16 protein-coding genes are annotated in these 10,921 nt (G+C 66.6%); 8 read left to right on the forward strand and 8 right to left on the reverse strand.

Annotated elements, in window-relative coordinates; translation table 11 throughout:
* The 8 genes from L0D18_RS09780 to L0D18_RS09815 form a co-directional block, all read left to right on the forward strand.
* Positions 1-1,014: FGGY family carbohydrate kinase (locus L0D18_RS09780; protein WP_243028715.1), on the forward strand; the 1,014-nt coding region annotated here is incomplete at its 5' end.
* A gap of 180 nt (positions 1,015-1,194) precedes the next feature.
* Positions 1,195-1,470, forward strand: coding sequence for an AbrB/MazE/SpoVT family DNA-binding domain-containing protein (locus L0D18_RS09785; protein WP_243028717.1), 276 nt, complete (start codon positions 1,195-1,197; stop codon positions 1,468-1,470).
* Positions 1,467-1,640 (forward strand): hypothetical protein, encoded by a 174-nt coding sequence (locus tag L0D18_RS09790; protein WP_243028718.1) that lies wholly within the window; start codon positions 1,467-1,469, stop codon positions 1,638-1,640. The genes L0D18_RS09785 and L0D18_RS09790 overlap by 4 nt, the downstream gene beginning before the upstream one ends.
* 166 nt (positions 1,641-1,806) lie before the next feature.
* Entirely contained in the window at positions 1,807-2,628 is an 822-nt protein-coding gene (locus L0D18_RS09795) for a pyruvate kinase (protein WP_243028719.1), read from the forward strand.
* Between the two features lie 142 nt (positions 2,629-2,770).
* Positions 2,771-3,193: a PepSY domain-containing protein gene (locus L0D18_RS09800; protein ID WP_243028720.1), complete on the forward strand. Its 423-nt coding sequence runs from the start codon at positions 2,771-2,773 to the stop codon at positions 3,191-3,193.
* 67 nt (positions 3,194-3,260) lie between these two features.
* Positions 3,261-3,896, forward strand: a complete 636-nt coding sequence (locus L0D18_RS09805; protein ID WP_243028721.1) for a phosphatase PAP2 family protein — start codon at positions 3,261-3,263, stop codon at positions 3,894-3,896.
* A gap of 1 nt (position 3,897) precedes the next feature.
* Entirely contained in the window at positions 3,898-4,554 is a 657-nt protein-coding gene (locus L0D18_RS09810) for a response regulator transcription factor (RefSeq protein WP_243028722.1), read from the forward strand.
* On the forward strand, positions 4,551-5,867 hold the full coding sequence (locus L0D18_RS09815) for a sensor histidine kinase (RefSeq protein WP_243028724.1): 1,317 nt from the start codon (positions 4,551-4,553) through the stop codon (positions 5,865-5,867). Before L0D18_RS09810 ends, L0D18_RS09815 begins: the two co-directional genes overlap by 4 nt.
* 157 nt (positions 5,868-6,024) lie before the next feature.
* Here the strand turns inward: L0D18_RS09815 and L0D18_RS11970 are convergent, their stop codons facing one another.
* From L0D18_RS11970 to L0D18_RS09850, 8 genes are all read right to left on the reverse strand, one after another.
* Positions 6,025-7,257: a sensor histidine kinase gene (locus tag L0D18_RS11970; RefSeq protein ID WP_243028726.1), complete on the reverse strand. Its 1,233-nt coding sequence runs from the start codon at positions 7,255-7,257 to the stop codon at positions 6,025-6,027.
* On the reverse strand, positions 7,254-7,910 hold the full coding sequence (locus L0D18_RS09825; protein ID WP_243028727.1) for a response regulator transcription factor: 657 nt from the start codon (positions 7,908-7,910) through the stop codon (positions 7,254-7,256). The genes L0D18_RS11970 and L0D18_RS09825 overlap by 4 nt, the downstream gene beginning before the upstream one ends.
* On the reverse strand, positions 7,885-8,343 hold the full coding sequence (locus L0D18_RS09830) for a hypothetical protein (protein WP_243028729.1): 459 nt from the start codon (positions 8,341-8,343) through the stop codon (positions 7,885-7,887). The genes L0D18_RS09825 and L0D18_RS09830 overlap by 26 nt, the downstream gene beginning before the upstream one ends.
* A gap of 2 nt (positions 8,344-8,345) precedes the next feature.
* Positions 8,346-9,131, reverse strand: a complete 786-nt coding sequence (locus L0D18_RS09835; protein WP_243028731.1) for a cytochrome c3 family protein — start codon at positions 9,129-9,131, stop codon at positions 8,346-8,348.
* Positions 9,128-9,640, reverse strand: a complete 513-nt coding sequence (locus tag L0D18_RS09840; protein ID WP_243028733.1) for a YceI family protein — start codon at positions 9,638-9,640, stop codon at positions 9,128-9,130. Before L0D18_RS09840 ends, L0D18_RS09835 begins: the two co-directional genes overlap by 4 nt.
* A 126-nt stretch (positions 9,641-9,766) precedes the next feature.
* On the reverse strand, positions 9,767-10,126 hold the full coding sequence (locus L0D18_RS09845) for a DUF1634 domain-containing protein (RefSeq protein ID WP_243028735.1): 360 nt from the start codon (positions 10,124-10,126) through the stop codon (positions 9,767-9,769).
* A complete protein-coding gene (locus L0D18_RS12020) occupies positions 10,114-10,650 on the reverse strand; it encodes a gamma-glutamyl-gamma-aminobutyrate hydrolase family protein (RefSeq protein ID WP_423247901.1) in 537 nt (178 codons plus the stop codon). Before L0D18_RS12020 ends, L0D18_RS09845 begins: the two co-directional genes overlap by 13 nt.
* A 14-nt stretch (positions 10,651-10,664) precedes the next feature.
* A partial coding sequence (locus L0D18_RS09850) for a hypothetical protein (protein WP_243028736.1) occupies positions 10,665-10,921 on the reverse strand: 257 nt, incomplete at its 5' end.

A 10,921-nucleotide genomic window follows, 5' to 3' on the forward strand; every position in this document is an offset into this window, starting at 1 on the left:
TTCGGCACCGTGGACACCTGGCTCCTCTACCGCCTCACCGGGGGGAAGGTCCATGCCACCGACCCCTCCAACGCCAGCCGTACCCTGCTTTTTAACCTGCACACCCTCTCCTGGGATGAAGAACTTTTGCAGGTCTTGGGGATTCCCTCGGCCATGCTTCCCGAGGTGCGCCCCTCGGCGGGGGATTTTGGGGAGACCCTGCCCGGGCTTTTGGGCGAGGCCCTTCCCATCCGCGGGGTCCTTGGGGACCAGCAGGCGGCCCTTTTCGGGCAGGCAGCCTTGGGGGCGGGGGAGGGGAAGTGCACCTACGGCACCGGGGCCTTCTTGCTGCTGCACACGGGAAAGCGGCCGGTGCTCTCCAGGAAGGGCCTCCTCGCCACCGTGGCCTGGAGCCTGGGGGATAGGGCCAGCTACGCCCTGGAGGGGAGCGTGTTCATGGCGGGGGCGGTGGTGGGGTGGCTTAAGGACCTGGGCCTGGTGCAGGAGAGCGCCCAGGTGGAGGCCTTGGCCCGGGAGGTGGCGGACACCGGGGGCGTGTACCTGGTCCCGGCCTTCACGGGCCTGGGGGCCCCCTACTGGGACCCTTACGCCCGGGGGGCCATTTTGGGCCTCACCCGGGGCACCGGTAAGGCCCACCTGGCCCGGGCGGCCTTGGAGGGGGTGGCCTTCCAGGTGGCGGACGTGGTGCGGGCCATGGAGGAGGAGGCGGGTCTACTCCTGAAGGAACTCCGTGTGGATGGGGGAATGGCCCAAAACCCCTTGTTCCTGGAGATCCAGGCGGACCTTCTGGGGGTGCCGGTCCTGAGGCCCAAGGTTACGGAGACCACCGCCTTGGGGGCGGCCCTGATGGCGGGGGTGGGGGCAGGGGCGCTGGGGCTGGAGGAGGTGAAGGGGGCCTGGACCCTGGAGGCGCGCTTTGACCCCCGGATGCCGGAGGAAAAGCGGAAGGCCCTCCATGGGGGTTGGCGGCGGGCGGTGGAGCGGGCCCTGGGCTGGGCGAGGGAGGAGGGATGAGCCCAAGCCGCGAGGTGGTCCTGAACCTTGCCCTGCTCAAGCCAAGGGTCCGGGTGGATTGTGGCGCCTTCTGCGAGCTTTGGAACAGAACCCCTGGGGTTTTCCCATAGGGATGTCCAAACCCCTTGAGGCCTAGCCCTACGCTGGTCCCCTCCCCCCGAAGAGGGATACCCTTAGGGTATGGGGGCTTCTGCTGAAAAGACCCACTTCCTAGTGCAAGTGGGTTCTAAGGGCCGGGTGGTGCTGCCCGCAGAGGTGCGTGAGGCCCTGGACCTCATGGAAGGAGAGCGCCTCCTCCTCACCTTGGAGCCGGAGGGAGGAATCCGGGTGGAACCCCTGCGGAAGGTGGTTGAGGAAACCTACGGCATCCTTGGCCATTTAGCCCCCGGGATGAGCCTGGTGGAGGAACTGATCCGTGACCTCTGGGAGGAGGCCTGGAAGGAGGAGGCGGAGTGAAGGTGCTTTTGGACGCCTCAGCCCTCCTGGCGCTTCTGTTGGAGGAACCAGGAGCCCAGCGGGTAGGGGAGGCCGCGGCCGAGGGGGTTGCCATGAGCACGGGGAACTTGCAGAGGCCCTCTCCAAGCTGGCAGAGGAGATACCTGCCGAGAGGGCTGAGGAAAAGCTAAGAGAGGAGAGCCGCTTTGGGGCCTCTGCCCCAAATGAACCGCCGGGTAGGCCAACGCCCCCTCCGCCAACACCCGCCCCGCACGGCAAGGACCTCCCCCCACCTGCCGCTCTCCCTTGCCCTGGGCCTGACACCCTTCTGATGGGGGTCGGTTAGGCTAGGACCAGATGGGTCATCCCCCGGATGACGCCCTCCTAAAGGCCCTCCACCGGGAAATCGCCTTCCTTAGGGAACGGGTAGACGAGGAGGGCGAGGCCCGCTTTAGAGGTTGGCTTCCCCACTTGAAGCGGCCTTCCTTCTTTGAGCCGGCCCGTAACCTAGCGGATTTCTTGGCCCTGCGCCAGCACGACCTTTACCCCCTGCAAAGGGAGCTTGCCAGGCTAGGCCTTTCCTCCTTGGGGCGGGCCGAGTCCCGGGTGCGGGAGAACCTGGACGCCGTTTTGGCCACCCTGAGCCGGGCTCTTGGCTTGGGCACGCCCCCCTATCCCCAAGCGGAGGACTTTTTCGCCGGAGAGGTCCACCTGCAAGGGGTGAGCCGCGAGCTTTTCGGCCCGGGGGAGGACCCCTGCATCCTGGTCACCCTTCCTGAGGAAGCCGTCTTTGACCCCCAGCTGGTACCCAGGTTGGTGGAAGCGGGCATGACGGCTGTCCGGATCAACCTGGGCCACGGCCACCCTTCCCTCTGGGAGGGGATGGTGGCCCAGGTGCGGCGGGCAGACCAAGCCATTCCGGTCCTCTGGCTGGCGGAAGCCGCCTCCATCCCCGTGATCTGGGCCACCCAGGTTCTGGACCGCCTGGTCAAAAAGGGCACTCCCTCCCGCGCCGAGGTATCGGACGCGGTGCTGGCCTCCCGGGCCGAGTGCGTGATGCTCAACAAGGGGGCCTTTCTGGAGGAGGCCATCCGGATGCTAAGGGAGGTGCTTTCCCGGATCCGGGAGCACCAGTACAAGAAGACCCCCAGGATGCGGCGCCTGGAGATGTGGTCGTAGCCGGACCCAAGGCTTCTTCTGGCTTTGGGGGGAGAGGGTGGCCTTCATCCGCCCCTCATCTGCCTTCACGTCCCTGCAACAGGATGCCCTTAGGGTGGGGTTGTCCAGGCAGGGAAGATCCCCCCTGGACGAGGAGGTAAACATGAAGAGGATGGCAAAAGGTACGGCATGGGTGCTTTTGGCGGTAGGAGCTTTAGCGGGAGCGGGGGTTCTGGCCCAAAAGGGCTCCCAGGGGCAGATGGGCGAGCAGTACCCCGCCTACGTGGGGAGCATCCAGGTCCAGGAGGACCAGGGGGGCCAGTCCCTCCAGGCCCTGGCCAAGGTGAGCGCCCAGCAGGCGGTGCAGGCGGCCCAGGCGGCCTTGGGCACCACCCAAAGCCCCACCAAGGTCCGGCTTTCCGTGGAGAACGGCTACCTGGTCTGGGAAGTGGTCCTGGGGGGCCAGGAGGTGAAGGTGGATGCGGGCAACGGGCAGGTGCTCCACAAGGAGGCGGTGAACCAGGGGGAGCACGAGGAGGGCGAACACGGGGAGGCCTCAGGGGAGGAAGGTGGGGTGGAGGACTGATAGGCCGCCCATAGGGTAGGATGGGCCAGGCTGGGGGAATCCCCCAGCCTGGCCTTGGGAGATCGGGATGAAAACCGTGCGCGAGGCTTTCCAAGGGCGGAGCTGGCTTCTCCCCCTGGGGCTTTGGGGACTTTTTTTCCTGAGCCTTGGGGCCCTTGTGGCCCTGGCCGAGGATGTCTACGAGAAGGAGGGGTTTGCCTTCGACCTCCCCCTCCTGGCCTTTTTCCATGGCCTGCAAAGCCCCTTCTTGGACCACCTGGCCCTGGCCATAACCCATTCCGCCTCGGCTGGGGTCATTATCCCCTTGGCCCTGGTGGTGACGGCCGCGGGGTATAGGCTTGGCCTCCCTTGGCTGGATTTCCTCCTGAGCTTTGGCGGTGCCAACCTGCTGGACCAGGCGGCCAAGCTGGCCTTTGCCCGGGCGAGGCCCCACCTCTTCCCCCAGCTCACCCCGGAGCACGACTTCAGTTTCCCCTCGGGCCACAGCGTGGCCGCCTTGGCCCTGGTGCTGGGGGTGTATCTGCTCCTGCGGCGCCGCTTTCCCAAGGCCGCAGCCCTGGCCCTATCCCTTGGCCTCCCCTGGGCCTTCCTGGTGGGCCTTTCCCGGGTCTTTCTCCAGGTGCACTACCCTTCGGACGTGTTGGCGGGCTGGGCTTTGGCCACCGCGTGGACCCTGGCCGTTTGGGCCTTAAGGAAGGGATAAGATGCGGATCCTCTTGGTGGAGGACGATCCCGAGGTGGGGGCTTTGGTCAAGGAGACCCTGGAGGGGGAGCTGTACGCGGTGGACTGGGCCAAGGACGGGGAGGAGGCCTTGGGGTTGGCCCAGGCCTTTCCCTACGACCTGGTGGTCCTGGACCTGGGCCTTCCGCGGCGGGATGGGATCCGGCTTTTGGAGGACCTGCGGGCCGAGGGAAACCGGGCGCCCGTTCTCATCCTTACCGCCCGGGATGGCCTGGAGGATCGGGTGGAGGGGCTGGAGGCGGGGGCCGACGACTACCTGGTCAAACCCTTTCATCTGCGAGAGTTGCGGGCCCGGGTGAGGGCCCTCTTAAGGCGAGCGGGAGGGGAGGCCCAGAACCGGATAGAGTTGGGCCGCCTCCAGCTGGACCTGCGGACCAAGAGGGCCTTTTGGCTGGGCGAGGAGGTCTTCCTTACCCCCAAGGAGTGGTCCCTTTTGGAGTTTTTGGCCCTAAACCCCGAGCGCTTCTTCACCCGGGAGGAGCTTTTGGAGCACCTCTGGTCTGGCGAGGCCGAGGTGGACCCCAGGACCTTAGACGCCTACATCTCCCGCCTCCGGCGCAAGCTCTCTGAAGAGGCCATCGAAACCCGCCGCGGCCTGGGCTACCGCCTTCTGGGATGAGCCTGCGCCTGCGCCTTACCCTCTTTGCCTCCCTGCTGGTGACGATGGTGCTGGCGCTCTCGGGTCTGCTTCTGCGCCAGGGCCTCACGGCCATCCTGCTAGAGAACCTGGACCGCTCCCTCCAGGAGGCCCTGGCCCTGATCCGCCCCCTCCTGAACGAGGAGAACGGACGGCCCAGCCTGGGCTCCCCTGAAGAGGAAACGGCCTTGGAGCATCTGCCTGGGGATCTGGCCTTGGCCCTCTACAGGGACGGAAAGGTGCTGGACGCCAGGGGCCGCCTCCCCACCCCGGCACCCACCCCCCGGGAAGGGTGTTTTACCCAAGGCGGGTGGCGCTTTTGCGGTCTCCGGGTGGAGGGGGGGACCTTCCTGGCTGGCCGCCCCCTGGCGGGGGTGTGGGAAAGCAGGGAGGCCTTGGACCGGGTGCTCCTCGTGGTGGGCCCTGGGGGGCTTCTCCTGGGTATCTTTCTGGGATACCTGCTTCTGGGAAGGGCGCTATCCCCCGTGCACCGGTTGACGGAAGCCGCCCAAGAGCGGGCCAGGTCCCAGTCGTGGAATCCCTTGCCCCTCCCGCCCACCCGCGACGAGCTCCGTACCCTGGCGGAAGCCTTCAATAGCCTTATCGCGGCCTTGGTGGCGGCCCTGGAAAGGGAACGGCGCTTTACCCAGGACGCGGCCCATGAACTGCGCACCCCCCTCACCGTCCTCCTGGGACGCCTCGAGCAGGCCCGGGAGGTCAACCGGGATCCCCTTTTGGCCACAAAGCTGGAGCTGGCCTACCGGTCGGCCCAGCGCCTCCTACGCCTGGCGGAAGACCTCCTGCACCTGGCGCGCGCGGAAGCGGGCCGGGGTTTGCATCGGGAGCCCGTGGCCTTGGAGGCGGTGGTGCGGGAAGTGGTGGAGGACCTGGAACCCCTTTTTGCGGAAAAGGGGATGCGCTTGGAGGTGGACCTCCCCGCGGCGCCTGTAACCGTGCTGGGAGATAGGACGGCCCTGGGCATGGTGGTGCGGAACCTCCTGGACAATACCCTAAAGTTCGCCCCGGGGGGTAGGGTTCGCCTTCAGCTTCGCCGAGACGGGGAAGAGGCTCTTTTGGAGGTCACCGATGACGGGCCGGGCTTTCCCGAGGAGGCCCTGCCCCACCTCTTTGAGCGCTTTTACCAGGCCAAGGTGGAGCATCGCCGCCTGGGAAGCGGCCTGGGTTTGGCCATCGTGGCCGCCCTCGTGCACTGGCATGGGGGTAGTGTGGAAGCCCGTAATGCCCCCGGAGCCCAGGTGGTGGTCCGGTTGCCCCTGGCCTCGCCCAAGGGCTGAGGCCAAGGTTCCTCTCCCTGGGGGCTCTCTCCGGTCCACGGCCCGGGATGGGGGCGCTCGCAGGAGGCGCATGGGTCCCCCTGTGGGCTAGCCCGGGGGCGCAAGCAAAATGGACCCCAGGGCCCCTGGTCCCGGCCTCGCATCCCGCCCAAGTCCCTTAGCCTGGTTTCCACCTAGGGAGGCGCACCACCACCTGAAGGCCGGGATGGGCCCTCACGAAGGCAAGCTCCCCCCCAAGCCGGGCCACCACCTGCTCCGCCAGGGCCAGGCCCAAGCCCAGTCCGGCCCCCGGCCCCATGCGGAAAAAGGGTCGGGTAAGGCGGGATAGGAACTCCTCGGGCACCCCAGGGCCGTGGTCCCGGAGCCTGAGGACCACCCACTCCCCTTGCACCTCCAAGGCCAGGTGGAAAGGGGGGGCCCCGTGCCGCCGGGCGTTTTCCAGAAGGTTCTCCAATAGGCGCTCCAACCAGGAGGGTTCGGCCAAGACCCAAGCGGGCTGGGGGGCTTCAAAGGCTAGGGTCTCCCCCAGGGGTGCACGCTCCCGCAGGTAGCTCTCCAGGAAGGCTTTGAGCTCGAGGGGTTTGAGGTCCTCCCCTTCCAGGCGGGCCAGGGCCAGAAGCCCATCCAACACGGCGCGGATCCGGTCCACGGCCTGCTGCATATGAGAAAGTGCCCCCTCTAGGGGCATAAGACCCCTTTCTAAGGCCTCCAGCTGGCTCTGCAAGACCCCTAAGGGGTTGCGGAGCTCGTGGGAGGCATAGCGGGTAAAGAGCCTCTCCCGCTCCAAGGCGGAGCGCACCGCCTCCACCAGCCGGTTAAACCCCCAGACCACCCGGGCCATCTCCCGTCCGGGGACCGGGGGTAGGGGGTCGGGGAAACGGAGGGCCGCAAGGCGCTCCACCCCTTGGGCCAGGCGTTCCAGGGGACGGGCCAAAAGGCCGGCGGCGGCATGCCCCAAGAGGAAGGCCAGGAGGAGGAGGAGAGCCAAGGGGGGCAGGGCGGACCGAAGGTAGCTCTCAAGGGCCCGCACGTACCCCCCCACCCACAGCACCACCTCCAGGCGGTACCCCTCCCAGTCCAGGTACTGGCTCCGCCAGGGCCCCTCCCCCTGGGGCAGGCTGCCCCATTCCAGGACCACCCTTTCCCCCTGCCAAAGGCGGAAGCCAAAGGAGTAATGGTTGGTCCAAAGGGCCTTCTCGTGGGCCACTACCGGTCCTTCAGGGGTTAGAGCTAAGGCGGATCGCACCTGGTAGGCCAAGCCGGCCAGGTCTTGGCGGATGTCCTCCTCCATGAGGTTGCGGAAGCTATAGTAGCCTACCCCCAGCACCAAGAGGCCGGAGGCCGCCGCCACCAGGAAAAAGGCCAGGGCCAACTGGTCCCTAAGGCTCACGGACGCCCCAGACGGTACCCCCCGGGAACCCGTTCCACCACCCAAGGGGCCAGCTTGCGGCGAAGCCGCTGCACGTAGACCCTAAGCACCGCCTCCGTCCCGGCCCCGGGGAAGAGCCTCTCCAAGAGCTCCTCCCGGGAAAAAACCCGCTCAGGCTGGAGGACCAGCAACTCCAACAGGGCGAACTCCTTGGGGCTTAGGAGCACCTCCCGTCCCCCCCAGTCCACCCGGCGGTTGGCCAGGTCTACCGTCAACGGGCCCCGTTGCAGGAGGCTGGTCTTGAAGCCAGCCTCCCGCCGCAGCAGGGCCCGCACCCGGGCCAGAAGTTCCTCCAGGTGGAAGGGTTTAACCAGGTAATCGTCCCCGCCCAGGTCCAGGCCGCGGACCCGCTCCTCTAGGGCATCACGGCCCGTGAGGAAAAGGATCCCGCCCCGGTAGCCCGCCCACCTCAGGGCCTGGGCAAAGGTAAACCCCGCCTCCTCCCCTTCAGGGAGCATGACGTCCAATATAACCACCTCTGGCTCCCCCTCCTCCAGGACCCGCCAGGCCTCTTGGAGGCTTCTGGCCCCCAGTGCGTGGTAGTGTTCCCGGCGCAAGGCGGCCAGCACCGGCTCCAGGATGCCGGGTTCATCCTCCACCACCAAGACCCTCATCCCTCTCTCCAACATAGAGGGCCAAGGCCCCAAGCAGGGCTAGTCCGGAGAGGCTTAAGGGGGCTAGGGGTGGAGGGGCTGCCTCCTTTTTCCCTTCCTCCTCGTAAAAGTATCCGCCCTCCCGGTCCGCCCAAAGGGGGCCCTGGAGGATGGGGGTGGAAGCCTTGTCCAGGCCCTCTTCCAGGTGCTGAACCAGCCCCAAAAGCCCCGTAGCGGAAAGGAGGAAGAGGGCCAAGATCACAAGGCTTCGTCCCCTATTTAGGAGAAGCCCTAAGCCCAACAGGCCAGCGCCCACCAGGGCGGAAAGGGAGGCTATGAGCTGGATGCCCTCGGTGTGGCCCGTGAGGAGGAGCTCGGCCAGGATGGTCAGGAAGCCCAAAAGGCTGGCCAAGGACACCAGGTCCGGGAAATGCTTGCGCAAAACCTCTCGCATCTCTAGTTCCTCCAAGCCTTGCCGTCTAACCCGTGGCAGTAGGCGCAGAAGTTAGGGGGCAGCACCTGATTGAAGGCCCGTTCGTCCTCAGGGTTTCGGATCAGGGCCAGCTGGGCCACCTGGAAGGCCCTGGCCTGGTCCATCTCCCGCGGGGTTAGGCCCAGGGAGCCGCGGTGGCAGGTGGCGCAGGTGCGGTTCCCCTGCTTTTCGGCTATATCCCCGTGCCTGGAGGTAAAGTCCGGCCCGTGGTCCTGCGGAGCGTGGCACTGCCCGCAGCTGGTATCTCCCTTTTTCCCAAAGGCGGTGAACACGGCCTCCCGGATGGGGGGCTTAGCCCCCGGTATGGCCGTGGCCTGGGTCTTGCCGTCGTGGCAGTTGGCGCAGAACCGGCCCAGGGAGTTGGGCCCGTGGGGCTCCAGGGCTGGGGAAGGAGCGCGGCTCCTCCACGTCTGGTTCTGGTCCAGCACCCTGTGGCAGGTCTCACAGGTGCTCCCTTTGGCCCCCAGGAGGGCAAAGTGCCGCTCGTGGCTGAAGACCACCCGCCCCGCCCCTTGGGGCTGAAAAACCTTCTCCAGGTCCTGGGGGGGTCGCCAGGCCTCCTTGGGCTTGAGGCGCCCCCCCTCCACCTCCACGTACTGGCCGGGCACCAGGCGCACGCCCGGAGGGAGGGGGGAACCGTCGGAGAGGAGGGCCCGGCCGGCCTCGGCATCCCAGCGCACGTAGAGGTAACGCTCCCCCGTCCCCGCCATGACCAGGGAGAGGAAGAGGAAGATAAAGGGGAACCTCATCGGGTCACCCCCTGTCCTTCCACGCGCACCAGCACCCGGTCCTGCACCCGCATGCCCATAAAGCTAGGTGCTTTTAGGCCGTAATCGCTGAGGAGAACCTCCATCTCAGCGCGAAACCTTAGGGTGCTGCCCTCCAGGCTATGGCGGACGGACACCTCCACCTTCCGATCCACCCCGTGCAGGCTCATCACCCCAAGAACGACCCCCCGGCCCGGGTCCCAACCCGTTACCTTGAGGCAGGCCTGCGGGTAGCGGTCCACCGCAAACATCTCCCGGGTGTGCTTGTCCCTGAGGGGTTCCTTGGAGTCAAAGGCCTGTAGGTCCAGGCAGACCTGGCCCCGGAGCAGGTTTTTACCCGGATCCCAATCCACCTGCCCCTTCAGGGTGGGGTTGGTTCCCGTCCAGGTGCCCAAGGGGGCCCGGGCTTGATAGGTGACGCTGCCCGTGACCTGGAAGCCAGTGGCCAGGGCCAGGCCTAAAAGGGTCGCTATCCCGATCCACACCCTCATGCCTTCAAGGCTAGGGGTGGTACGTAAACGGAGCGTAAACAGGGGCCCCCTGAGGCTAGGAGCCAATGGAGGGGAGGAAGCGGGAGATCCCCGCTTGCGGAGGGTCAGGGCATCCCTCCCCCTTGGCTACAGGAAGCCAAGGAGGCTCGCCACCAGTAAGACCAGCACCCAAAGGGTTATGAGGACAAAGATCCAGTCCCGCTCCACAAGGAAGAGGGCTGCGGAAAGGGCTACCCGGACCAGGGGGGTAAGCACCAGGACTAGGAGGCCTAAGCTGATAACCCCCTCGGGCTGGCCGAGCGAAAGCCCTTGCCCAGGGGTCACCTGGGCGCCATAGCCCAGGGTGCCGATGCCTTCAGGACCGCGGGGGATGGGTGCCTGGCCGTGGAGCTCCAGGAACCAGCCGCCCCCCAGAAGGACCAAAAGGGCAGAAAGCAACACCCCGCCCCGCAGCACCGAGGAAAGCCAAAGCTCTATTCGCCCCATGGCCAAATCCCCTGGAAGCCCGTCCGGATACCTCGGAGGACAACCACCCCGGAAAAGAGAAGGCACGGGTGGGGAACGGGATTTTTGGGGAGCATCCTAGCGCCCACGAGGCCTTCCACCGGTAATCCCCGGGATGGCCGAACCTCCCGGAAGTCCCGGGCCTCCAGGTCCTGGCAGAGGTTACCCCCGAGGGCCACATTCTTGGCCCTGAAGGCCCCTTTCCCCCCGTAACGGGGTAGGAAGGCCTCGTTTCGGTTCCGCTTAGGGGAGACTTCCTCTAAACGGGGGCAGGGCTCCTTCCCGTACGGGCTAGGGTCCAGGTCCCCGCTCCCAGGAGGGGGGAGAGCGTCCAGACGAGGGAGGGTCCGTTCTAAAGCCTCTGGCTCCTTGGGCGGTGGGGGCATACGGGTGAGGCCCTGACTCTTCAGTGGCTGCAGATGGTGGGGTTTTGGGGGACCCCAAAGCCGCTCTACTATGATGCCTTCGCGGGTGCGGCGCCGGGCGGCCATCCCAACGGGGCGCATGGGGATATCCTATATCAGTGCCAAGGGCTTTGGTCCTCGAGGCCACCCGGGCCCTTTAATTTTCTAGTGGGTTGCTCCACCTCCAGCAGGATGCCGCCCCACCCTGGCTTGGTCCGGGGTGGGGCGGTATGGAAGGGGTCTTTCCTAAGGTGCTCCAGGGTCTCGTGGGCCGCCAGCACGTCCCAGAGGGTGGCGGCGGGGTCGTTCAAGTGGTTGGCGTGGTCAATCCGGCCCGCCTCTACCTGGAGGACAAAGCCGTTGCGGTAAGAGG

This window comes from Thermus albus (assembly GCF_022760855.1).
Classification (GTDB): Bacteria; Deinococcota; Deinococci; order Deinococcales; family Thermaceae; genus Thermus; species Thermus albus.